Genomic DNA, 22,651 nt, shown 5'->3' with positions numbered 1-22,651 from the left:
GTCACATACGCAGTCTCCACCGCATCATCTGCTGTCGGCAAAGTTGGCCCTCACCCCGGAAACTGGCTACCATAGCCCCCGCTGCCGAGCCGGCTGCCATGGCGAAATACCCCTTCTTCGCTGCTGACTCCGTGTTAGCATGGCGCCGCGATTAGAGCATACAATCTAACCTCAGCCAGGAGATCACGCGCATGGGTGTGCTGAATACCATTCTCGAGCACAATCGGAGCTTCGTCGAAAATCACGAATACGAACAATTCAAGACCGACAAGTTTCCCGACAAGGGCCTGGCCGTGCTCGCCTGCATGGATGCCCGTCTGGTTGAGTTGTTGCCCAAGGCCATGGGCCTGAAAAACGGCGATGCCAAGCTGATCAAGAACGCAGGAGCGCTGATTACCCACCCCTGGGGTTCGGTGATGCGTTCCCTCATCGTGGCGGTATATGAGCTGCGTGCCGAGGAAATCTGCGTGGTGGCCCACCGCGACTGCGGCATGCGCGCCATCGACCCCAACAAGATTCTGGCACATGCCACCGAGCGCGGCATCAGCGAAGAAACCATCGATACCCTGCGCAATGCCGGCATCGACCTGGACAACTGGCTGAAGGGTTTTGACAATGTGTCGGACAGCGTGCGCCACAGCGTGCAGACCATCCGCAACCATCCGCTGATGCCCAAGGACATTCCGGTGCACGGCATGGTGATTCATCCCTCTACCGGCCGGCTGGAACTGATCATCGACGGCTACACCGGCAAGGCCCCCGTGCACGCATGAACACCCGGGCGGCACTGGGCCTGTTCGGCGGGACATTCGACCCCATCCACAGCGCCCACCTGCGCATGGTGCAGGCCTTTCGCAGCGAATTGCAGCTGGACGAGGTACGGCTGATTCCCGCCGGTCAACCTTATCACCGCGAGCAAGGCCCGCATGCCAGCCCGGCGCAACGGCTGGAGATGGTGCAACTGGCCATTGCCGGCCTGCCCGGCCTTGCCGTGGACGCGCGCGAAGTACAACGCAACAAACCGGCCTATACCGTCGACACCCTGGAAGAAATCCGCGCCGAAATCGGCCCGGAGCGCCCCTTGTGGTGGCTGATCGGTGGCGACTCACTCGCCAGCCTGCACACCTGGCGACGCTGGGAGGATTTGTTCGCGCTGGCCAATATCGCCGTTGCCCTGCGTCCGGGCTTCGACGAAACCCGGCTCCCGGCTGCCGTGCGCACACAATGGCAACAACGCCAAGTCACTGATTTTTCAAATGGCGCGCCTTCCGGTACAATGCGCCCCCTGACCCTGCCACCGCTGGATGTATCGGCAACCGCCATACGCCAGCGCCTGCAAAGCGGTGCCGATACCGGCACCCTGCTGAGTGCGCCGGTGCTGGCTTATATCCGTCAGCACGGGCTATATCTCTAGCAAGGCCTGCCCGGCAGGGCAAATTCAGACACTGCCGCAAGGCCTGTCCCGCATGCGGGGCAGCGCTTGCCCGTTTTTGCCACAGGTCGTGGCAAACGCTCTTTACCGGATACCTCTGGCCGCCCGGCTGCCGCCATGTATCAAGACTGACATCAAAAGGACATCATGGAAGTTCAAGACATTGCCAAACTGGCAGTCACCGCCCTGGAAGACATCAAGGGCAAAGACATCATCGAAATGGATACCACCACGCTGACTTCGCTGTTCCAGCGCATGATCGTGGCCACCGGCGACTCCAACCGTCAGGTAAAAGCCCTGGCCAACAATGTAGCCGTTACCCTGAAAGAAGCCGGTGTGGAACTGGTGGGTACGGAAGGCCAGGAAAGTGGCGAATGGGTACTGGTGGATGCAGGCGACGTGGTGATTCACGTCATGCTGCCGGCCGTACGCGACTACTACGATCTGGAACAGCTGTGGGGTGGCCAGAAGCCCAGCTTCACCCCGGCTGGCGGCCGTCCCTGGCAAGCCAACTCCTGATCTTGCAGGTCTGATCCGCCCGTGACGGCACGCCTGCCGTCACGGTGCCCTCCTGCCACCGCTGTTCTTTGCCCTGCCCTGCCAGACTCCTGCCATGAAAATCACCATTCTCGCCGTCGGTACCAAAATGCCGCGCTGGGTTGACGAAGCCTATAACGACTACGCCAAACGCTTTGGCCGCGACATCAGCCTGGAGCTGAAAGAAATCAAGCCGGAAAAACGTGGTGGTGGCGTCACGGCGGAAAAAGGCATTGCCGCCGAGCACGAACGGCTGATGGCGGCCATTCCGGCGCGCTGCAAGCTGGTAGTGATGGATGAACGCGGCAAGAACTGGACTTCGGTGCGGCTGGCCGAAGAGCTGAAAAGCTGGATGGCCGGTGGTGATGACGTGTGCTTCATCATCGGTGGTGCCGACGGGCTGTCGGCCGAGCTGAAACAGCGTGCCGACGTGCTGCTGCAATTATCGGCCATGACCCTGCCGCACGGCATGGTGCGGGTGATGCTGGGCGAGCAGATTTACCGCGCCTACTCCATCCTCAACAATCACCCCTACCACCGCGAATAAAACCCGGAATCAAAACCCGGTACAAAACCAGCGCGCCAGCACCTGGCCGCCTTGGCCGCGGTTATCGACATGGGTGCTCAACATCGGCGCTGAACAAGGTTTTGTTAGCGGTTCCACGCCCCTTGCCTGCTGCACTCAGTTGGGCGGCAGCACCACGAACTCGCCATCCAGCCGACCGACACTCACCCCGCCGCACTCCAGTTCCACCGCCAGTTGCACCCGCGCCATGCGGCCCTTGGCCAAGGCGCCAGCCATGCGCTGCCAGACCGTGTCGGCCACCGTCAGGGTGCTGGCAGTGAACGCGCCGTGCATGGCCTTCTGATAATCCATCTGGCTGCGTCGCACCATCACCTGCCCACGGATCCCCAGGGCCTGCAACTTGCGATACACCAGCAGCCAGCCCGCCAGCGTGGCCACAGCGGCAGCACTGCCACCAAAGATGGTGGCGCAATGGTTGATGTTCGGCTCCAGCGGTGCCCACAGGGTGACGGCATCCTCTGCTGCATGACGTACTTTCACCCCCATGGCCTGTGCCAGCGGGATGGCCTGATACAGATAATCCTCGATGTCCTGGTAATGCTGCACGACAACTCCTTTGCTGCAATAAGCCTTCAGCATGCCACAGCCGGCGCACCGCGGCAGCCATGACTGCGACAAGATGTCGCAGGGTAAGGCCATGGACTTCCCTTACAATCCATGGCTGATAACCGTTCTCATCCAGGAATCAAGCATGCAAAAGCTCGCCATCCTTGCCCTGCTGCTGGCCGCCAGCGCACAGGCACACGTCACGCTGGAAACCCCGACTGCCGCCAGCGGCAGCTATTACAAGGCCGTGCTGAAAGTGGGCCATGGCTGCGATGGCAGCCCCACCACCGGCATCAGCGTGGAACTACCGGCAGGCGCACAGCTGGCCCGCCCCATGCCCAAGGCCGGCTGGCAGGTGCAAGTGGAAAAATCCGCAGTCAAGCCGTTCGACAATCATGGCACGCTGGTGAAGGAAGATGTCAGCCGCATCAGCTGGAGCGGTGGCAATCTGCCGGCTGATTTTTACGATGAATTCGTGTTCCAGACCCGCATTGCTGCCCAGCCGGGCAAGCTGTTCTTCAAGGTGAAGCAGCAATGCGCGCAGGGCAGCACCAACTGGGTGGAGATTCCGGCCGAAGGCCAGGATGCCCACAGCCTGAAGTCCCCTGCCGCAGTGTTGCAGGTGACCGAGCCGGGCGAGGCACACCACCACTAAGCGCCGCTGACAAAAACCCTGTTGCTGCATTGCGCCGCCTTGCCCCAGCGACGCTACACTAACCTGTCAGCCGTGCCAAAGCACACTCTGGACGTGGCGTGACAGATGACAAAATCCCCTTGCGTCCATCGCGGACCCAAGGGGATTTTTGCTTGATTACAGCAGGGCTTAGCTGCGGATCAGGTAGTCAAAGGCGGACAGGCTGGCCTTGGCACCTTCGCCCATGGCGATGATGATCTGCTTGTACGGTGCCGTGGTGGCATCACCGGCAGCAAACACGCCTTCAGCCGAAGTCTGGCCCTTGGCATCCACTTCGATTTCACCGCGCGGCGACAGGGCAACGCTGCCTTTCAGCCAGTCGGTATTGGGCAGCAAGCCGATCTGCACAAAAATGCCTTCCAGCGCCACATGGTGGGTCTCCCCGGTAATGCGCTCCTGATAGCTCAGGCCATTCACCTTCTGTCCATCACCGGTCACTTCGGTGGTCTGGGCATTGGTGATGACGCGCACATTGGGCAGGCTGTGCAGTTTCTTCTGCAACACCGCATCGGCACGCAAGCTGTCGCCGAACTCCAGCAGGGTGACATGGGTGACGATGCCGGCCAGGTCGATGGCGGCTTCCACGCCAGAGTTACCGCCGCCAATCACCGCGACACGCTTGCCCTTGAACAACGGACCATCGCAGTGCGGGCAGTAAGCCACGCCCTTGGCGCGGTACTCGGCTTCGCCCGGCACATTCATTTCGCGCCAGCGCGCACCGGTGGCCACAATCACCGCCTTGCTCTTGAGCACGGCACCGCTTTCCAGCGTCACCTCGGCCAGCTGGCCGTTTTGCGCCGGTTTGAGCGCAGCAGCGCGTTGCAGGTTCATCACGTCCACATCATAGGATTTGACGTGTTGTTCCAGCGCCATCGCCAGCTTCGGCCCTTCGGTTTCCTGCACCGAGATGAAGTTTTCAATCGCCAGCGTATCCAGCACCTGGCCGCCGAAACGCTCGGCCACCACACCGGTACGGATGCCCTTGCGCGCCGCATAGATGGCGGCAGCAGCGCCGGCCGGGCCACCGCCGACGATCAGCACGTCGAATGCTTCCTTGGCGGCAATCTTCTCTGCTTCACGTGCCACGGCACCGGTATCCAGCTTGGCGATGATTTCTTCCAGGCCCATGCGGCCACTGCCAAACTGTTCGCCATTCAGGTAGATGGCCGGCACGCCCATGATCTGGCGGTCGGTAACTTCCTGCTGGAACACACCGCCATCAATCATCACGCTACGTACATTGGGGTTGAGCACTGCCATCAGGTTGACGGCCTGCACCACGTCCGGGCAGTTGTGGCAGCTGAGCGAGACAAACACTTCAAACTGGTAGCTGCCTTGCAGGCCGCGAATCTGGGCAATGGTGTCCTCGTCCACCTTGGGCGGATGGCCACCGGTCTGCAGCAGGGCCAGCACCAGCGAGGTGAATTCGTGGCCCATCGGGATGCCGGCAAACTCGATACGGCCAGCTTCGCCCGGACGGGCAATGGCAAAAGACGGGCGACGCGCGGCCTGGCCATTGCTGTTCAGCGTTACCTTGGGCGACAGGCTGGCGATGTCTTGCAACAGGCTGAACATTTCCTGCGCCTTGGCGCTGTCATCCAGGCTGGCAATCAGTTCGATCGGCTGCTGCAGTTTTTCCAGGTAGGCGGTCAGTTGGGTCTTGATGGTGGTGTCGAGCATGGGAATATCCTCAGGCAATTGCACTGGCAAGCTCATGCGCTGCCAACAGCTTGCCGCTGCAATCGGGTGGTAGGGGTGGGCAGCCAGGAGGCGACTGCCCGGGAGTGCCGCACCGGGATGACGATGCGGCAGTCAAGGTTGGCGTAGAACCTGTTCAGGGTCTCGCGAGCTAGAGCGAGACAAGGCGAAAACGACTGAGAAAGCGGAATTTACAGGCAGTAAATGAGCATTTCGAAGGCGTTTTTAACGCAGTATCGCCGAAGCGCAGCAGACCATGAATTGGTTCTTAGATCTTGCCAACCAGATCCAGCGAAGGAGCCAGGGTAGCTTCGCCTTCTTTCCACTTGGCCGGGCATACTTCACCCGGGTGGCTGGCTACGTACTGGGCGGCCTTTACCTTGCGCAGCAGTTCGCTGGCGTCACGGCCAATGCCACCGGCGTTGATTTCGATGATCTGGATCTTGCCTTGCGGATCGATCACGAAAGTACCGCGTTCGGCCAGGCCGGCTTCTTCAATCATCACGCCGAAGTTGCGGCTGATGATGCCGGTCGGGTCGCCAATCATCGGGTAGTTGATCTTGCCGATGGTTTCCGAGCTGTCGTGCCAGGCTTTGTGGGTGAAGTGGGTGTCGGTGGAAACGGAGTAGATTTCCACGCCCAGCTTGGAGAATTCAGCGTAGTTGTCAGCCAGGTCGCCCAGTTCGGTCGGGCAGACGAAGGTGAAGTCAGCCGGGTAGAAGAACACTACCGACCATTTGCCTTTCAGGTCGGCATCGCTTACGTCGATGAATTTGCCATTGTGAAAAGCGGTAGCCTTGAACGGTTTGACTTCGGTGTTGATCAGCGATACGGACATGTTGTTCTCCAGTCGGTGAAATAAGAAAGTGCAGTGGTTGGCTGCGTTTGCATTCGATGGGTGCATCTTAAGCATGCCGCACCAATTGATCTACTTGATTGTTTAAATGTTAAAAATAGAAATTTCCTATTGCCGTGAATCCAGCAAGCGCTGTCATTGCGCCAGAAACCGGAATCTTTCATTCAGAAATGGCTGAATTGTTGTCGTCATACCACGGCCAGCACAGCAAAAAGCCGCCCTGAAAGGCGGCTTGCGGGAGATGACGCGGCAGTTTGTTCAGGATTTGTTGAAAAAGCCCTGCAACATGCCCAGCCCCTGGGACAGCAGATCACCACCTTGCGGCAACTGACCATCCGGCGTCAGCTTGTCCACTGCCTGCGGCAGGTAATCAGCCAGTCCCTGGCTGAGCTGTTGCGGGTCCAGGCCAAACTTCTGCGCCAGCGCGCTCACCTGCTCGCTGCCCAGTACCTGCTGGATCTGCTCGGCCGATACCGGCAGGTTGCTGCCGTTACCCACCCAGGAAGACACCAGCTCGCCCATGCCGCCACTATTGAACTTCTCCAGCAAGCCGGAGAGCCCGCCGTGTTGCTCCAGCAAGCCGGCAACGGCACCGGTCATCTCGTTGCCCGAACCGCCCAGCAAACCACCCAACTGATCAAACAGGCTCATTTTTCATCCTCTCGTCGAAAACTGCTTTAAAATGTCTTCAGCAATTCTTGCTTGCCAAATAGCATAGAAAAATCAGTACAATAGCGCTCACTTTACCAATTCTTACTGGCTGATCTTGAAAAAATTGCGCTTTTTGAACGGACTTCTGGCCTTGCTGGCCTGTCTTGCTGCCAGCAGCGTACATGCCGATCTTTACGGTTTTGTCGACGAACAAGGCCAGGTTCACCTTGCCAACCGGCAGGTGGACGAGCGCTATCAGCTCTATCAGAAAAGCCAGCTATCCGGCAGCAGCGCCAATGCTGCGCTGGACGATGCCACCACACCGGGCCTGGGTGCAACGCTGAGCGGCGACAACCGCCCGCCTGCCCCGCGGGTGGACGGCCTCAAAACCGTAGCGGCCCCGGTGGTCAACCCGCACCTGGCAGCCCAGTACAAGACGCTGATCGACCAGACCGCGCGCGAATTCAAGCTGGATGCCAATCTGCTGCACTCCATTGTGACGGTGGAATCCGGCTACAACCCGCAGGCGGTGTCGCCCAAGGGTGCCATTGGCCTGATGCAGGTGATTCCGGCCACCGGTGAGCGCTTTGGCGTCAGCCGGCTGGATGACCCGCGGCAAAACCTGCGTGCCGGTGCGCGCTACCTGCGTTTTCTGCTGAGCCAGTTCAACAACGACCTGCCGCTGGTGATTGCCGCCTACAATGCCGGCGAAGGGGCGGTGCAGAAATACCGCAATACCATTCCGCCTTATGAAGAGACACGCGATTACGTTGCCAAGGTGCTGGCGTCCTACCGTACGCGCAGTGGCACCGGCCTCCGTGACAGCCTGCCTGGCGGCATCCTGCGCAGCAAGAAACTGCCGCTGCCTGCGGCACTGAGCAATGCTCAGGCGTCGGCACTATAAAACAAAAGCTGGGCAGGACAAGCCGTTCCGGTCATCCCTCTCGCAAGACCTGCAATCGCAGGTCTTTTTTATCGCCATGCGCGCTGCAGGCGCTGTGGTCTCACAGCTGCACGCCCACAATCTCGCTCAGTGGCTCGGCCAGGTCCCGATAGCGGGCACGGTGATCAAACACCCCCAGGAACCCGGGATAGGCATCCGGCGCATGCAGAATCTGATTGGCCTTGCGCGATGTCAGTTTGTGAACCCGCAGGATACGGCCATCCCAATGCACCAGCCGCGCATCCTCTGCCGTCAACAGGACATCCAGGGTCTGGTGAATGATTTCAACCAAAACAATTTTGCTGCGGGTACGGTGTTCACCTGCAACAGCCACACTGAGCACTCCCTCGTCTTGCATCATGCTTTGTTCTTTATGTTATTTTGTTTAAAATGTATTAACTTATCCTTATCATATGGCAGGCCTTGTTCAATCTCAATACTTCCTTAAAAGAAATTTAAACAAAACAGATTAAATGGAAAATCAGTTGAAAAAAAAACGGCCAGCTTGCGCTGACCGTTTCAAATGACTGTATTTTTTTGCATCAGGCGGCCAATAACATGGCCAGACCGCGCAGGGCATGCCAGGGGTCACCATTGGCCACCCCCTTGATTTGCTGGTCTATGCGCGCGCATTCGGTCAGGGCCGTCATCAGCTTGCGTGGACCGATGCGACGCAAGGCCGGTTCCGCCAGCCTTTGCTTGTCACCCCACAAACGCAGCTCGCGCGCCAGATCGCGCAGCTGACGCCCGTCCTTCAAGCCCTGCCGCAAGCGCAGCAGCATGCGTACATCTTCGGTGAAGGACCACAACACCAGCACAGGCGATTCGCCTTCGGCCAGCAAACCTTCCAGCATGCGCTCCACCCGTGCGGCATCGCCGGACAGCCAGGCTTCGGACAAATGGAACACATCGAAGCGGGCGACATTGGCCACCGCTTCGCGCAATTGCTCGAGGCTCAGTTCGCCAGCCGGATACAGCAAGGCCAGTTTGTCCACTTCTTGCCGTGCCGCCAGCAGATTGCCTTCCACCCGGTCGGCAAAAAAACTGAGCGCCTCCGGTGACAGATGCTGTTGCTGGCGTTTCAGACGACGCGCAATCCAGCCGGCAAGCTCATGCCGCCCGACCGGTTTGGCTTCCACCACCACAGCGGCTTTTTCCAGCGCCAGATACCATTTGGATTGCAGCTGGGTCTTTTCCAGCTTTGGCATGGTAATCAGGGTGATGGTGTCTTGCGGAGGATTGGCGGCCAGTTGTTGCAGCGCCTCGCCGCCTTCGGTACCCGGCTTGCCACCAGGGATGCGGATTTCCAGCAATTTGAGACTGGCAAACAGCGACACGCTGCTCATGGCATCGCGCAATTGCGACCAGTCAAAACCTGCCTCCACGGTGAGCACTTCCCGTTCCAGATAACCCTGGTCACGGGCATGCTGACGCAGGCTGTCGGAAGCTTCCAGCGCCAGCAGGGTTTCTTCACCATGAATCAGATAAAGCGGCGCCAGACCCTTGTCCAGCACCGCTGCCAGTGCATCAGGGCTTAGGCTGGGCATTGACTGGCTTCAGGCTTTGCGGGCCGGACTGGCCTTGTGCGCCCGGACGCTTGAGATAGGACAGGCGGCGGGCCAGCTGCTCGGCGGCGTCGTGACGCATGTCGTTCCACAGCAGGGTTTCTTCCTGCTCCTTGCCCAGCACGTCGCTGTCGGAATAATTCATGTAACGGCGCACGGTCAGGTTCATGTCCGGCTCGACGGGTACGCCGCCAATCACGGTACGCACCGTCGCGCTGTAGCTCAGCTGGTACTCGTTGACCTTGCCACCGCTATTGATGGTGGAAACGTCCTTGGACTGGCTTTCACTCACCACGCTGACCACTGCCTCGGCCTGCTTCGGAGCCGAAAGAACAATCAGCTTGTCGTTATGGGCCAGGGTTTCGCGCAGCACGCCACCCAGCTTGCTGCTGCCCTCATCCACATACACACTGCCAAACGGCAGCGGACGGACATTGCCGCCCATGCCCTTCAGATGAAAACCGCAAGCGCCAAGCAGGAACACCAGGCTGGTCAGGACCAGTCCGCGCAGGATTCGCTTCATGCCTGTTCTCCGTAACAGGAGCCGGTCAGGCCCTGCCCCACGGGAAGGGGAAGGAAAAGCTGACCGGCAGGATTGCTGGCCCGCCCCGTCAAGGGCGGACCGGGGTTTACACGACGATGTTCACCAGACGGCCCGGCACCACGATGATCTTCTTGGCCGGTTTGCCTTCCATGAACTTCTGTACGTTTTCGTGCGCCAGTGCGGCAGCTTCGATCACATCCTTGGCGGCATCGGCAGCCACGGTGATGCTGCCACGCAGCTTGCCAGCCACCTGCACCATCATCTCGATCTCGCTCTTCACCAGCGCAGCCTCGTCTACCTTCGGCCAGGCTTGTGCCAGCAGCTCGCTGCCCGGCTGCAACACCGACCAGATGGCGTCAGTGATGTGCGGCACGATGGGCGACAGCAACAGGGTGACGCTTTCCAGCACTTCCTGTGCCACGGCACGGCCGGCGGCATCGCTGCGGTCGGTCTTGTCGTAGGTGTTCAACAGTTCCATCACCGCGGCAATGGCGGTGTTGAACTGCTGGCGACGGCCATAGTCGTCGGCCACTTTCTGGATGGTACTGTGCAGCTTGAAGCGCAGTTCCTTCTGGCTGGCATTCAGCTCGCCACCGGCATAAGCGGCCACCACACCCGCGTCGGCATGTTCCTTGGCCAGTTTCCACAGGCGCTTGAGGAAGCGGAAGGCACCTTCCACACCGGCGTCGGACCATTCCAGGCTTTGCTCCGGCGGGGCGGCGAACATCATGAACAGGCGCGCGGTATCGGCACCGTATTTCTCGATGAATTCCTGCGGGTCCACGCCGTTGTTCTTGGACTTGGACATTTTCTCCACACCGCCCACCACCACCGGCAGGCCATCCACACGATGGGTGGCGCCGGTGATCTTGCCCTTGGCGTCACGTTCCAGCACCACGTCTTGCGGGGCGATCCAGTCCTTGCTGCCGTTGGGCAGCTCGCGGTAGAAGGTTTCGCAGATCACCATGCCCTGGGTCAGCAGGCTCTTGAACGGCTCGTCGCTGGATACCAGGCCTTCGTCACGCATCAGCTTGTGGAAGAAACGTGCGTACAACAGGTGCAGGATGGCGTGTTCGATACCACCCACGTATTGGTCCACTTGCAGCCAGTAGTCGGCGGCTGCCTTGTCCAGCATGGCGGTGTCGCACTTGGGGCTGGCATAGCGGGCGTAGTACCAGCTGGATTCCACGAAGGTATCCATGGTGTCGGTTTCGCGCTTGGCGGCACCGCCACACTTGGGGCAGCTGGTTTCGTAGAATTCCGGCATCTTGGCCAAGGGCGAGCCGGCACCATCCGGAATCACGTTTTCCGGCAGTACTACCGGCAGGTCTTTTTCCGGGACCGGCACATCGCCACAAGTCGGGCAGTGGATGATGGGAATCGGGCAACCCCAGTAACGCTGGCGGGAGATGCCCCAGTCGCGCAGGCGGTACTGGGTTTTCTTCTGGCCGGCAGCCTTGGCTTCCAGATCACCGACGATGGCATCGAAGGCTTCGTAGAAGGACTTGCCGTCGTACTTGCCGCTGTTGACGGTGCGTACGCTGTCGTCCTTGGCGGCATACCAGTCCTGCCAGTTGCTGGCATCGAAATCATTATCGCCAGCCACCTTGGCATACACTTGCAGCAGCGGCAGGCTGTATTTGTTGGCGAATTCGAAGTCGCGCTCGTCATGCGCCGGTACGGCCATCACCGCACCTTCGCCATAGCCCCACAGCACATAGTTGGCCACCCATACCGGCAGCTTGGCACCGGTAAGCGGATGGATGACGAACAGGCCGGTGTCCATGCCCTTCTTTTCCATCTTGGCCACGTCAGCCTCGGCCACGGAACCTGCCTTGCATTCGGCAATGAAAGCCTGCAGCGCCGGATGATTGGCCGCGGCCTGGGTGGCCAGCGGGTGTTCCGCCGCCACGGCAACGTAAGTTGCGCCCATCAGGGTGTCCGGACGGGTGGTGTACACCTTCAGTTCGCCACCATGGCCGATACTGTCCTGGTCGTAAGCAAACACCACGTCAGAACCGTGGCTCTTGCCGATCCAGTTCTTCTGCATGGTCTTGACCTGTTCCGGCCAGCCATCCAGCGTATCCAGGCTGGTGAGCAGTTCGTCAGCGTACTTGGTGATGGCGAAGTAATACATCGGGATTTCGCGCTTTTCCACCACGGCACCGGAGCGCCAGCCACGGCCGTCCACCACTTGTTCGTTGGCCAGTACGGTCTGGTCCACCGGGTCCCAGTTCACCACACCGTTTTTCTTGTAGATCACGCCTTTTTCAAACAGGCGGGTAAACAGCCACTGCTCCCAGCGGTAGTAATCGGGCTTGCAGGTGGCCAGCTCGCGCTCCCAGTCCAGGGCAAAGCCCAGGCTGTCCAGCTGCGTCTTCATGTATTCGATGTTGGCGTAGGTCCAGGCTGCCGGAGCACCGCCGTTTTTCATGGCGGCGTTTTCAGCCGGCAGACCGAAGGCGTCCCAGCCCATCGGTTGCAGTACGTTGAAGCCTTGCAGGCGCTTGAAGCGGGCCAGCACATCGGTAATGGTGTAGTTGCGCACATGGCCCATGTGCAGCTTGCCGGACGGATAGGGGAACATCGACAAGGCGTAGTACTTGGGGCGGCTGGCGTCTTCGACGGCCTTGAAGGCGGCAGTGCGCTGCCATTTTTGTTGCGCTGCGGCTTCGACTTCGCGCGGGCTGTAGGTTTCTTGCATGGCGATCTTTAGTCTGGAAAGGCTGAAAACAAAATGGCGGACTGCCCAAGTCCCCGCCTTGCAGGGCAGCTTGGGCAGTCCGTCGCAAATTCAATCGGGCCATTATAGCGGCCAGAGGGGCATGTCGATAAGAGCTGCACAAAAACAAACGCTTGCCCCCGTTGCCGCCAGCCCTGGCAAACCCGGTGCCGGCCAGTCGCCACACAGGCTGCACCAGGCAGCGGGCCATCACAAAGGCGTTTGCATTTTTTTACCGGCAGCTGGCTGCCGGCAGTTCAGCGCGGCAGCTGCTTGCAGCGCTCCAGTGCTTGCAACAGCCGCTGCAAAATGCATTCTTCCCACAAGGAGTGACCGGCAGCTTCCACCAGCTGGAATTCGGCCTCCGGCCAGTGGCGGGCCAGTTCGTGCGCCGTGGCCGGCGGGCAGATCACATCATGACGGCCTTGCACGATGATGGCCGGCAAGTGACGGATGCGCGGAAGCTGTTGCAATAACTGCCCTTCGGGCAGAAAGATGCGGTGGATGAAGTAATGGGCTTCCAGCCGCGCCAGTGGCAAGGCCAGATACTCGCTGCCGGCACGCAGCATGGTGTCGGGTTGGGGACGCAAGGCCACGCAACTGGCCTCGTAACGGCCCCAGCTGCGCGCCAAGGGCAGGTGGACTTGCGGGTCGGGGTCGCACAGGCGGCGGTAATAGGCTTGCAGCAGCTGCCCGCGCTCGGCGGGCGGAATCGGTGCGACAAATTCCTGCCAGGCTTCCGGGTGAAACTGCCCCATGCCGTGCATGAACCAGTCGATTTCACTTTGCCGCCCCAGGAAAATGCCGCGCAGGACCAGGCCTGTCACCCGCTGCGGGTAAGCCTGGGCATAGGCCAGTGCCAGCGTACTGCCCCAGGAGCCGCCAAACAGCAGCCAGCGCTCGATGCCCAGATACTCGCGCAAGCGTTCGATATCGGCAATCAGATGCGCCGTGGTGTTGTCCCGCCATTCACCACGCGGCACCGAACGGCCACTGCCGCGCTGATCAAACAGGATGGCTCGGTAATGGGAGGGATCAAACAACTGGCGACTGGCCGGGGCACAGCCATCGCCCGGCCCGCCATGCAGGTAGAGCACGGGCTGGCCATCCGGCGCACCACATTGTTCCCAGTACATCTGATGCAGGCCATCCAGCGGCAGCATGCCCTGGCTGAAAGGTTCAATCGGCGGATAAAGCATTGCGCTCCAGACAGACTGCCTCAGCAAAGCTGGGTGGTGATGTATTCCCACTCGGTCTGGCTGACCGGGGTAATCGACAGGCGGTTGCCTTTTTTGAGCACCTGCATCTGCTCCAGCGGTGGGTGCTGCCGTAACAGGGCAGGTGTCAGCAGCGGGGTCTTGCTCAGGAAGCGCACGTCAACACACTGCCAGCGCGGGGCCTCGGGCGTGGATTTGGCGTCGAAATACGGACTGGCCGGGTCAAACTGGCTGGAGTCGGCATGGGCGCTGCCCACCACCTCGGCCAGACCGGCAATGCCTGGCTCGGCACAGCTGGAATGCCAGAACAGCACCCGGTCGCCTGCCTGCATGTCATCACGCATGAAATTGCGCGCCTGGTAATTGCGCACGCCGGTCCACTCGAATGCCCGCTGTGGCTCGGCCATCAGGTCATCAATCGACGTTTCGTCCGGTTCGGACTTCATCAGCCAATAACGCATGGGAAATGTCTGTTAATCAATGGAAGGTGGTCTTAACAATTTACGCCATCTTGCAGCAGCTGTGTTCGATTAAGCTTGAAAGCAGACAAACAACTGCGGCCGTCTGGCCCTTGTACACCGGAGAGAATCATGAAAAGCCTGTTGATTGGCGTATTGCTGGCCAGTGCATTGAGCGCCTGCGTCGTTGTTCCACCACGGGTTGCCTACCGACCTGAAGTCGTTGTCCCGGTTGTAGCCGTCCCGGCCTATGGCTATGGCCACCACTGGGAGCGATAAACAACCGCCACGACCTGCCACAATCCCGCCCACAGCCTCCGTCAGGAGGCTTTGGCGCGCTGGCGACGGGCAAAACGATGCAGGCCGCTTTCGGTCAGCAGATAATCCAGCTGCACATCCCAGGCTTCACGCGGCACCTGCTGCACCCGCTGGCAATCGTAAGCCACGCCCACCAGCAAGGGCTTGCCGTAGCGACGTGGCCGCTGCCGGAAAGCCAGACTGCTATCGTAAAAACCGCCGCCCTGCCCCATGCGATAACCGTCCTCATCCACCGCCAGCAATGGCACCAGCAGCACATCCAGCTTTTCCGCCCGCAAGCAGGGGCCGTCAAACTCCACGATGCCGTAGCGTGCATGGCGATACCACCGCCCGTCCCCCGTCAGACGCGAGAACCACATGCGGCGGCCACGGGCCGGAATTTGCGGCAACCATACGCTGGCACCACGCTGTAACGCGCTACTGAGCAGGATTTCCACATCCAGCTCGGAACCGGCCGCCAGATAACCGCCAATACGCCGCCCGCGCCGCAATAAGCGGCTGGCATGACGTGCCACCGCACGCATGGCCTGTGCACGGTAAGCGGGCGTCAGTGCCATGCGCTGGCGACGCACGGCCTTGCGCAGGGCAATCTTGTCGTTAACGGCAGTGTCGGGAGTGGACATGGCGCAAGCCTGACAATCAAGGGACAAATGAAAACGACCCGGAGCAAGATGCGCCGGGTCGTGGAAGGGAGACCCCCGCGAGTGTCGTTTGGGCATAATTCGCTTGTACCCTGTTTCCAGGGAGGGCTACCTGCCAGTCACTTCGGGCGCATCCTCGAGGGACGCGACACACCCGTAACTCACGCTGGCGGCCAAAAGCGAACGCATTGGTACAAAGGAATTGTTAGCCTTCACGAACACCGCAGGGGATAAGCTGATCTGGGTGTCTGCCAGTTCCTGCCTGAGAGTAAGAAATCAGAACAGGGCTTGCTGGCTTTCGCGAAGCGCTGTATCAGCTGCTTCGCTCATGTTGCGTATTTTACGCTGGAATGAAGCCATTTCCAAGCCCTCTCCCACTTTGGTACGCAACAAATCATGGGCAATGTTCAAAGCAGCCATGATGGCGATCTTGTCGGCATCCATCACCTTGCCGTGCTGCTGGATCAGATCAATCTTGCCTTGCAACAGACGTACCGCCTCCAGCAGGGTTTCACGCTCATCCACCGGCGAGCCGATGGTGAAATGACGGCCCAGGAGTTCAATGTCGACCTGCACGATATCGCTCATTCTGCCTCTCCTTCAGCCTGCTCCGGTTCCTCTGCCTTGGGCAGACGTTCTACCAGCGCGGCCACGCGGCTGCGTGTTTCGTTCACGCGGAAATTCAGCTCGGCGTTTTCCTTCAGCGCTTCAGCCAGCGCCTGGGCAAAACGGCCGTTCTGGGTTTCCAGTTCCTTGATGCGGGCAACCAGGGCCTGCACGCGGGATTCGAGATATTCCAGTTCCTTGTCCATGGCGGCGAGGATAACGGCCAGCTAGTCCAGCGTCAAACCCAGTCTGTGCCGTGCTGTGTCCAGCGTGGCACACAGTGCCGCTGCACCTTGCGGCAAACGTGGCCCCGGAATGGTCAGCAGGTCCTCATCCAGCACGTAACGGGTGTCTGCCGCCACGGCCGGCAGGGCGGACCAGCGATCCCACATGCGCAGGATGTCAGCGCGTGCAGCCAGCATCACCTGTGGCCGGGCCGCCACAACCGCCTCCATGCTTACTTGCGGTGCGGCTTGCCCCAGGCTGCCAAACACATTGCGCCCGCCACACAGTTGCATCATGGCACCCATGAAGCTGCGCTGGCTGACGGTAAAAATGGGCGCGGCACTGATCTGGTAAAACACGCTGACCGGTGTACGGCGGGCATAGCGCTGGCGCAGCGTGGCCAGTTGCTGGCGGTAAGCAGAGGCCGCTGCGGCAGCCGTGGCCGGGTTCCCGGTAAGGCGGCCCAGGCTTTGCATTTCTGCGGCCACATCATCCAGTTGCAAGGGATGGCTGATGAACACGGCCACGCCCAGCTGGCGCAAGCGCTCCAGCTCGCGCAGGTTGCCGCCGTCCTGCCAGGCCACCACCAGGTCCGGCCGCTGGCGCAGTACCGCTTCCAGGCTGATGCCGCTATAGCCGCCCACCCGCGGCAGGGCACGCGCTTGCGGCGGGTAATTGCTGTAGTCCACCGTGGCCACCAGCCGTTGGCCGGCACCAATGGCGTACAGCATTTCGGTGGCATGGGGCGACAGGGAAACAATACGCTGCGCCGCCTGCGGCAGGGTCAGCAGTTTGCCACTGGCATCGGGTGCACTGACTGCCGCCCGGGCCGGGCCGACGCACAACAGCAGCCACAGGGCAAAAGCGCGCAACAGCATCAGCCGCCCTTGAGCGACAAGGGCAGCCCGCAGGCTACCAGGGTGACATGCTGACAGCGGGCCGCAACGTCCTGGTTCAGCCGCCCCAGCAGGTCGCCATACAGGCGTGCCATGCGGCTCATCGGCATCACGCCCCAGCCGATTTCATTGGTCACCAGCAGCAAGCGGCCCTGTACTGCATCGATGGCTTCCAGCAGCCACTGCCGCTGCCGGGCGAATTCCACTTCGTCGAAGCTATCGTCCGGACCGAAAAAGCGCATCAGCCACATGCCCAGACAGTCCACCAGCAACAGGCCGTCTTCCTGGTCGTGGCCCAGAATCAGCCCGGCCAGGTCACGCCCGGCTTCCTGCACTTGCCAATGCGCAGGCCGTTGCAGGCGATGCTGGCGCACCCGTTCGGCAAACTCTTCGTCACGCACTTCGGCGGTAGCGATATAGCAGACCGGGCCGCCATGCTGGATGGCCAGGTGTTCGGCATGGCGGCTTTTGCCGGAACGCGCACCGCCGGTGATCAGGTGGGTCATGCTGTGTTGTCCATGAAATCAAACAATAAAGCCGAATCCGGCAGCATGCTGCACACCGGATTCGGCCATGGATGTTGTGCTTGCCGCCAGTTCAATCAGAAAGCATAGCGCAGGCTGGCCTGCATGTTGCGTCCATCTGCCGGATACAGGTAAGACGCGGTAGACGAAGTGTAGGTCGCAGTACCGGCGTAGCTGGCATAGCGCTTGCCCAGCAGGTTGTTGATGGCCAGCGAAGCCGAGATGTTCTTGGTGAAGTCATGGCTCAGCTTGGCGTTGAGCACAGTGTAAGAAGGCAGTTGATACGGGAAGGTATTGGACTGGTCGTTATCCATGCGCTGCTTTCCGACATACTGCACAACCACGCCCAGCTTGCTGGCACTGTTTACCTGCCAGCTCAGGCCAAGATTGGCCAGCCACTTGGGCACCATGGGAATGGTGTTGCCGGCCAGGCCGCTGCCTTGCCGGAAGGTGGCTTCAGTCCAGCTGAGGTTGCCATTCAATTCCCATTGCGGGCTCAGACGCCAACGCCCTTCCAGCTCCAGCCCCTGATGGCGGGTGGGTGCCAGGTTGGCATTGGCACCATTGCCGTTGTCTGCAAACGGATTGTAGGCAATTTCATTGCTCAGGTCGCTGCGGAACAGCGCTGCCTTGGCACTGGCCTGCGCAGTTTTCCATTCCACCCCGACTTCGGCATCATGGGACTGCTGTGGCAGCAAGACGGTACCGCCGGTGAAGGTAGCTTCATCTGCATTGGCAAGGCGGAAGCTCTGACCCCAGTGTCCATAAACCGACCAGCTGGGAGACAGATCCTGCTTCAGCCCCAGCAACCAGGAATGCAGGCTGGTATCCAGCGCCGGAACGCTGCTGGCCGACTGCTTGATGATATCGTTCACTTCTTGCTGGCGCGCCCCCAGGGTCAGGGTGCCACCGGTCCAGGGCTTGAACATGCTATCGACAAACAAGCCCTGATGACGCTGAGTGGTGCTGTAGCTGGAATAACCTTGCACATTTGCCGTGCTGTTCAGCCAGTCTGCGCCCAGCGTCACATTGTTCTGGCCAATAGGCAGCTTGTAACGCAGGCTGGCATTGTTTTCACTCAGCCAGCGCTGGTCGGTACTGCTAGTGGAAACATAGTCGCTAAAGGTATTCTTGCTGCGGTGGGAAATATCACCATACAGCGTACCGGGGCCGATATCCTGGCTGAACGATGCTCCGGTGGTGGAGCTGCTGGCGTCCATATAATTTTTGGGGGTGGACGTAGCGGTAGGATTGCTTGCCAACGGATTCTTGCCACTGGCAGGGTCAGCATCCAGCGAGCCGGGCAAGCGCAGGCCTTGCGAGCTGGTATTGGCAAACAACTTGATGTCACCGCCATCGTGCCGGAAAGTCAGCGTCAGGCCACCGGTATCATTGCGTTCCTGATTGTTCTGACGGTAATTGTCGGTTTTCATCGAATGCACATAGCCATCCAGCGCCAGGCCGTTGGCACCGACATGCAGGTCCGCGTCCAGCTGGCGCAGATCATAACTGCCACCGGTCACACTGATGCTGCCGCTGGTGCCATTGGCCACACCGGACTTGGTGATGATGTTGATCACCCCACCGCTGGCGCCGCCGCCATAGGCAACACTGCCAATCCCTCTTACCACTTCGATGCGCTCGATATTCGCCAGGGCCACACCGCTCAGATTGGGTGCAGACAGATCATTGGTATTCTGACGCACACCATCTACCAGAATCAGGGTATTGCTGATGCCGGTCATGCCGAAGCCGCGCATATCCACGGCAGCGGCGCTGGACGAACCACTGTTGTTGAATACATGCACGCCAGCCAGTTGCGACAGGACATCCTGCACCGTCGTGGCGGCACTGCCGGCAATCTGCTTGGCGGTGACCACGGTGACGTTGGCTGGCAGATCTGCTACGGCCTGCGGCACACGGTCGGCACTGACAACGACCTCCTCACCCTGGAATGAAGGCAGGCTATCGGCCTGGGCCAAGGCGATGCAGGCCAAGGACACCAGCAGGGCCAGTGGTTGGGGTTTGAACATGGAACACACTCCTGGAACAAGGATCCGGCAGGGCCTATTTGCCACTGCCACAAGAAGTGCGAAGAGGATGGCTTGCGCCATGAGAATGGATGACATCGGGACGGACCGCCAGGTCCGCCTGCTGTTTGCCAGATCGCCTCCCCGCGATATACAGCGACCGCCTGCCATGCGGCAGACGATAAGGGACAGGCCGGTCTCCGGGCTTGGTCTTGCGCTGTCGCGCCTTCCCGTTGCTGATGGGCAACAGTGGCAATGGCGACAACTGGGCCGGTATCCACCAGCCAGACCTTACCGTTGCGGGGGCAGCGCCGGCTTGTACCGGCTTCCCGTTTCATCCGGATCATGCAAATCCGGACACCTGTCCGGCAGCGATTATACGGCAGAATGCAGCGAAACCGCGGCAATCTGGCACGAACAGTCTTGATATGCAACAAGCAATGCCAATGCCATGGCGGCATTCAGCTTGCCGTGCTGCCCCCCCATGTCTTAGAGTCGCGCTCTAGTCCATGCCAACCTCGAGAAACCGCACCATGTCCCAGGCCATTGCCCTTCCTGCCCACGCTTTTCATGAAGCCGCCCTGCAACGCCAGAATTCGCTGACCAAACCGGCTGGCAGCCTGGGTGTACTGGAAACGGTGGCCTGTCGCTTTGCTGCCTGGCAAGGCAAAACCATTCCGGTGTCCCTGCAGCCGGCCATCACCGTGTTTGCCGGTGACCACGGCGTAACAGCGGAAGGCGTGTCCGCCTATCCGTCCATCGTGACCGGCGAAATGGTGAAGAATTTTGCTGCCGGTGGCGCTGCCATCTGCGTGCTGGCCCGCGCCATTGCCGCACGGCTGGAAGTGGTGGATGTGGGTGTGCTGGGTCAACTGCCGGAACTGCCCATTGTGCAGGCCAAGGTAGCCGCTGGTACCGCCAACCTGGCAGTGGAAGCCGCCATGACGGCAGAACAATGCGCTGCCGCACTGGAAGTGGGCCGCGCTGCGGCGCGTCGCGCCGTGGAACACGGTGCCAATCTGCTGATTGCCGGTGACATGGGCATTGGCAATACCACGCCGTCTGCCGCGCTGATCTGCCGTCTGACGGGCTACAGCGTGGACAGCATTGTCGGCCGTGGCACCGGCATCGACGATGCCGGCCTCGTCAACAAGCGCCGCGTGGTGCAACAGGCGCTGGACCGTCTGCACGGCCAGTCACTGGATGGTCAGGCCGTGCTGGCCGAACTGGGCGGGCTGGAAATTGCCGCCATGGCGGGTTTTTATCTGGAAGGCGCGGCACTGGGTGTGCCTGCGCTGGTGGATGGTTTCATTGCCAGCGCCGCCGCCCTGGCGGCCCGCGCCATCGACCCGGCAGTGGCCGACTGGCTGCTGGCCAGCCATTGCTCGGAAGAAACCGGCCACAAGCTGGCACTGGAAGCACTGCAACTGAACCCGCTGGTGGCACTGGGCATGCGGCTGGGCGAAGGCTCTGGTGCCGCCACCTGCGTGCCCTTGCTGCAACTGGCCATCAAGCTGCACGCCGAAATGGCCACGTTTGCCCAGGCCGGTGTCACCGAGAAAGACTGAGGCATGAACCCCTATACGCTCACCTTGCTGCGCCACGGCGAAATCGACCACGACGGCCGCCTGATCGGCCGCACCGACCTGCCACTGAATGAGCTGGGCTGCGAGCAGATGAGCCGCAGCTGGCAACGGCTGAACCAGCTGGCACCGGTCACCAGCATGGCTACCTCGCCGCTGCAACGCTGTCGCGAGTTTGCCGTGCATCAGGCCCTGCATGGCTCCTTGCCGCTGAAGGTGGACGAACGCTTTGCCGAATTCGATTTTGGCGACTGGGACGGCATGTCGCGCGCGGTGCTGTCCGGTCAGCATCCGGACTGGGGCAGCCGCGTGGCGGCGGGCGAACTGATTCCGCCCGGCGGGGAAAGCTATGAAGTCTTCCGCACCCGGGTGCTGAGCGGATTCAGCGAATGGATTCAGACCGCGCGTGGCAGCCACCGGGTACTGGTATGCCATGGCGGGGTGATTACCGCCCTGTTGGCCGAGCTGCTGGGCACCGAATTCGACGTGGCCAAGCTGATGACCGTGCAGCGCGGCGGCTTTGCCCAGCTGTCCATTCTGGAAGGCCACCCGGCCTATCTGATGCATCTGGAAAGCCCCGGCGAAGCATGAGCCAGCCGACAGCCGCCCCTCGCGCCCGCTGGTGGCAAAGCCTGATTCTGGCCATCCAGTTCCTCACCCGTCTGCCTACACCGCAGCTGCGCAGCTTCCACCCGGAATGGCTGGCAGCCAGCGCCTGCTGGTTTGCGCCGGTCGGCCTGTTGCTGGGCAGCCTGCTGTGGCTGGGTGTGTGGCTGGGCAGCCTGCACGACTCCTGGCTGGGGGCACTGGCCGGCCTGTTGCTGTGGATAGGCATTACCGGCGGCCTGCATCTGGACGGCCTGGCCGACCTGAGCGATGCCATGGGCGCCGCCCATCGCTCGCGCGAGCGCTTTTTCGAGGTACTGAAAGACCCGCACGTGGGCAGCTTTGGCGTGATTGCGCTGATTTGCGCCATCGTCAGCAAACTGGTGCTGCTGATGTTGCTGGCCAGTCAGCCACAGCAGCTACCCGGCCTGCTGCTGTTACCGGCCTGGGCGCGGCTGTTTGCCCTGTTCTGGTCGGCCACCCTGCCTGCACTGGCACCCGGCAGCGGTGAACGCTTTGCCTGGCAGCCGCAATGGCGGGCACAGGTCATCGGCCTGCTGGCCTTGCTGGGTCTGTCGCTGTGGCTGGCCCCGGCTTTGCTGCTGGCACCACTGGCCGCCTTGCTGTGGCGCGGCTGGCTCAAGCGCAAGCTGGGTGGCATGACCGGCGACTGCCTGGGCGCAGGCATCGAAGTGTGTGAAATCCTGCTGCTGGGCCTGTTGCTGCTGCCGCTACACCAGCCGGGGTCGTGGTAAAAGACTTGTCATCCTGCC

At 60.8% G+C, this 22,651-nt stretch carries 26 protein-coding genes and 1 riboswitch; of the genes, 10 read left to right on the top strand and 16 right to left on the bottom strand.

From position 1 onward, the window contains the following. The first annotated feature begins 191 nt into the window (after positions 1–191). From DKK66_RS08505 to rlmH, 4 genes are all read left to right on the top strand, one after another. A complete protein-coding gene (locus DKK66_RS08505; protein WP_045845820.1) occupies positions 192–773 on the top strand; it encodes a carbonic anhydrase in 582 nt (193 codons plus the stop codon). Next, on the top strand, positions 770–1,414 hold the full coding sequence (gene nadD / locus DKK66_RS08500; protein ID WP_131357126.1) for a nicotinate-nucleotide adenylyltransferase: 645 nt from the start codon (positions 770–772) through the stop codon (positions 1,412–1,414). Before DKK66_RS08505 ends, nadD begins: the two co-directional genes overlap by 4 nt. Before the next feature lie 165 nt (positions 1,415–1,579). Continuing rightward, entirely contained in the window at positions 1,580–1,951 is a 372-nt protein-coding gene (rsfS, locus tag DKK66_RS08495; RefSeq protein ID WP_045845822.1) for a ribosome silencing factor, read from the top strand. Positions 1,952–2,045: 94 nt separating this feature from the next. Then, on the top strand, positions 2,046–2,516 hold the full coding sequence (gene rlmH / locus DKK66_RS08490; RefSeq protein WP_045845823.1) for a 23S rRNA (pseudouridine(1915)-N(3))-methyltransferase RlmH: 471 nt from the start codon (positions 2,046–2,048) through the stop codon (positions 2,514–2,516). Between the two features lie 135 nt (positions 2,517–2,651). On the opposite strand, the gene DKK66_RS08485 is transcribed toward rlmH, so the two are convergent. Next, on the bottom strand, positions 2,652–3,101 hold the full coding sequence (locus tag DKK66_RS08485) for a YiiD C-terminal domain-containing protein (RefSeq protein ID WP_165494135.1): 450 nt from the start codon (positions 3,099–3,101) through the stop codon (positions 2,652–2,654). Between the two features lie 145 nt (positions 3,102–3,246). Between DKK66_RS08485 and DKK66_RS08480 the strand changes: the two genes are divergently transcribed. Next, complete coding sequence (locus DKK66_RS08480; RefSeq protein WP_131357120.1) at positions 3,247–3,756, top strand: YcnI family protein; 510 nt, start codon at positions 3,247–3,249, stop codon at positions 3,754–3,756. Between the two features lie 168 nt (positions 3,757–3,924). Here the strand turns inward: DKK66_RS08480 and ahpF are convergent, their stop codons facing one another. The 3 genes from ahpF to DKK66_RS08465 form a co-directional block, all read right to left on the bottom strand. Then, on the bottom strand, positions 3,925–5,475 hold the full coding sequence (gene ahpF, locus DKK66_RS08475; protein WP_131357117.1) for an alkyl hydroperoxide reductase subunit F: 1,551 nt from the start codon (positions 5,473–5,475) through the stop codon (positions 3,925–3,927). A 286-nt stretch (positions 5,476–5,761) separates the two neighbouring features. Next, positions 5,762–6,331, bottom strand: coding sequence for an alkyl hydroperoxide reductase subunit C (gene ahpC, locus DKK66_RS08470; protein WP_045845828.1), 570 nt, complete (start codon positions 6,329–6,331; stop codon positions 5,762–5,764). A 276-nt stretch (positions 6,332–6,607) separates the two neighbouring features. Then, positions 6,608–7,000: a YidB family protein gene (locus DKK66_RS08465; RefSeq protein ID WP_045845829.1), complete on the bottom strand. Its 393-nt coding sequence runs from the start codon at positions 6,998–7,000 to the stop codon at positions 6,608–6,610. A 133-nt stretch (positions 7,001–7,133) separates the two neighbouring features. Here DKK66_RS08465 and DKK66_RS08460 point away from each other — a divergent pair, with 133 nt between their 5' ends. Further along, entirely contained in the window at positions 7,134–7,904 is a 771-nt protein-coding gene (locus tag DKK66_RS08460; RefSeq protein ID WP_082086351.1) for a lytic transglycosylase domain-containing protein, read from the top strand. 100 nt (positions 7,905–8,004) lie between these two features. Here DKK66_RS08460 and DKK66_RS08455 read toward each other — a convergent pair whose 3' ends face one another. The 6 genes from DKK66_RS08455 to DKK66_RS08430 form a co-directional block, all read right to left on the bottom strand. Further along, the gene (locus DKK66_RS08455; protein ID WP_231588823.1) at positions 8,005–8,304 is read right to left on the bottom strand and encodes a hypothetical protein; all 300 of its coding nucleotides are present in this window, start codon (positions 8,302–8,304) and stop codon (positions 8,005–8,007) included. 181 nt (positions 8,305–8,485) lie between these two features. Then, positions 8,486–9,490 (bottom strand): DNA polymerase III subunit delta, encoded by a 1,005-nt coding sequence (gene holA, locus DKK66_RS08450; protein ID WP_045845830.1) that lies wholly within the window; start codon positions 9,488–9,490, stop codon positions 8,486–8,488. Continuing rightward, the gene (gene lptE / locus DKK66_RS08445) at positions 9,471–10,031 is read right to left on the bottom strand and encodes an LPS assembly lipoprotein LptE (RefSeq protein ID WP_131357114.1); all 561 of its coding nucleotides are present in this window, start codon (positions 10,029–10,031) and stop codon (positions 9,471–9,473) included. The genes holA and lptE overlap by 20 nt, the downstream gene beginning before the upstream one ends. Positions 10,032–10,137: 106 nt before the next feature. Next, entirely contained in the window at positions 10,138–12,756 is a 2,619-nt protein-coding gene (leuS, locus tag DKK66_RS08440; RefSeq protein ID WP_131357111.1) for a leucine--tRNA ligase, read from the bottom strand. Between the two features lie 275 nt (positions 12,757–13,031). Further along, the gene (gene pip / locus DKK66_RS08435; protein WP_131357108.1) at positions 13,032–13,973 is read right to left on the bottom strand and encodes a prolyl aminopeptidase; all 942 of its coding nucleotides are present in this window, start codon (positions 13,971–13,973) and stop codon (positions 13,032–13,034) included. A 20-nt stretch (positions 13,974–13,993) separates the two neighbouring features. Beyond that, positions 13,994–14,452: an EVE domain-containing protein gene (locus DKK66_RS08430; protein WP_131357106.1), complete on the bottom strand. Its 459-nt coding sequence runs from the start codon at positions 14,450–14,452 to the stop codon at positions 13,994–13,996. A 129-nt stretch (positions 14,453–14,581) separates the two neighbouring features. Between DKK66_RS08430 and DKK66_RS20140 the strand changes: the two genes are divergently transcribed. Next, on the top strand, positions 14,582–14,728 hold the full coding sequence (locus DKK66_RS20140; protein WP_165494134.1) for a hypothetical protein: 147 nt from the start codon (positions 14,582–14,584) through the stop codon (positions 14,726–14,728). A gap of 41 nt (positions 14,729–14,769) precedes the next feature. Here DKK66_RS20140 and DKK66_RS08425 read toward each other — a convergent pair whose 3' ends face one another. The 6 genes from DKK66_RS08425 to DKK66_RS08400 form a co-directional block, all read right to left on the bottom strand. Then, a complete protein-coding gene (locus tag DKK66_RS08425) occupies positions 14,770–15,390 on the bottom strand; it encodes a 5-formyltetrahydrofolate cyclo-ligase (protein WP_131357103.1) in 621 nt (206 codons plus the stop codon). A gap of 294 nt (positions 15,391–15,684) precedes the next feature. After that, positions 15,685–15,996, bottom strand: coding sequence for a cell division protein ZapA (locus DKK66_RS08420; RefSeq protein ID WP_045845836.1), 312 nt, complete (start codon positions 15,994–15,996; stop codon positions 15,685–15,687). Then, positions 15,993–16,220 (bottom strand): hypothetical protein, encoded by a 228-nt coding sequence (locus DKK66_RS08415; RefSeq protein ID WP_045845837.1) that lies wholly within the window; start codon positions 16,218–16,220, stop codon positions 15,993–15,995. Before DKK66_RS08415 ends, DKK66_RS08420 begins: the two co-directional genes overlap by 4 nt. 21 nt (positions 16,221–16,241) lie before the next feature. Then, positions 16,242–17,117 (bottom strand): cobalamin-binding protein, encoded by an 876-nt coding sequence (locus DKK66_RS08410; protein ID WP_165494133.1) that lies wholly within the window; start codon positions 17,115–17,117, stop codon positions 16,242–16,244. Beyond that, a complete protein-coding gene (gene cobU / locus DKK66_RS08405; protein ID WP_045845839.1) occupies positions 17,117–17,641 on the bottom strand; it encodes a bifunctional adenosylcobinamide kinase/adenosylcobinamide-phosphate guanylyltransferase in 525 nt (174 codons plus the stop codon). Before cobU ends, DKK66_RS08410 begins: the two co-directional genes overlap by 1 nt. A 95-nt stretch (positions 17,642–17,736) precedes the next feature. After that, the gene (locus DKK66_RS08400) at positions 17,737–19,692 is read right to left on the bottom strand and encodes a TonB-dependent receptor (RefSeq protein WP_165494132.1); all 1,956 of its coding nucleotides are present in this window, start codon (positions 19,690–19,692) and stop codon (positions 17,737–17,739) included. A 170-nt stretch (positions 19,693–19,862) separates the two neighbouring features. Continuing rightward, positions 19,863–20,069: riboswitch (cobalamin riboswitch) on the bottom strand. A 153-nt stretch (positions 20,070–20,222) separates the two neighbouring features. Between DKK66_RS08400 and cobT the strand changes: the two genes are divergently transcribed. Genes cobT through cobS form a run of 3 tightly spaced genes read left to right on the top strand, consistent with a single transcriptional unit; the run spans position 20,223 to position 22,633 of the window. Beyond that, complete coding sequence (gene cobT, locus DKK66_RS08395; protein WP_131357097.1) at positions 20,223–21,257, top strand: nicotinate-nucleotide--dimethylbenzimidazole phosphoribosyltransferase; 1,035 nt, start codon at positions 20,223–20,225, stop codon at positions 21,255–21,257. 3 nt (positions 21,258–21,260) lie between these two features. Next, positions 21,261–21,863 (top strand): histidine phosphatase family protein, encoded by a 603-nt coding sequence (locus DKK66_RS08390; RefSeq protein ID WP_131357094.1) that lies wholly within the window; start codon positions 21,261–21,263, stop codon positions 21,861–21,863. After that, the gene (cobS, locus tag DKK66_RS08385) at positions 21,860–22,633 is read left to right on the top strand and encodes an adenosylcobinamide-GDP ribazoletransferase (RefSeq protein WP_131357091.1); all 774 of its coding nucleotides are present in this window, start codon (positions 21,860–21,862) and stop codon (positions 22,631–22,633) included. The genes DKK66_RS08390 and cobS overlap by 4 nt, the downstream gene beginning before the upstream one ends. Positions 22,634–22,651 lie beyond the last annotated feature (18 nt).

It is taken from the genome of Aquitalea sp. USM4, assembly GCF_004328945.1.
GTDB classification, from domain to species: domain Bacteria; phylum Pseudomonadota; class Gammaproteobacteria; order Burkholderiales; family Chromobacteriaceae; genus Aquitalea; species Aquitalea pelogenes.
This window is presented reverse-complemented; position numbering and strand designations above follow the sequence as displayed.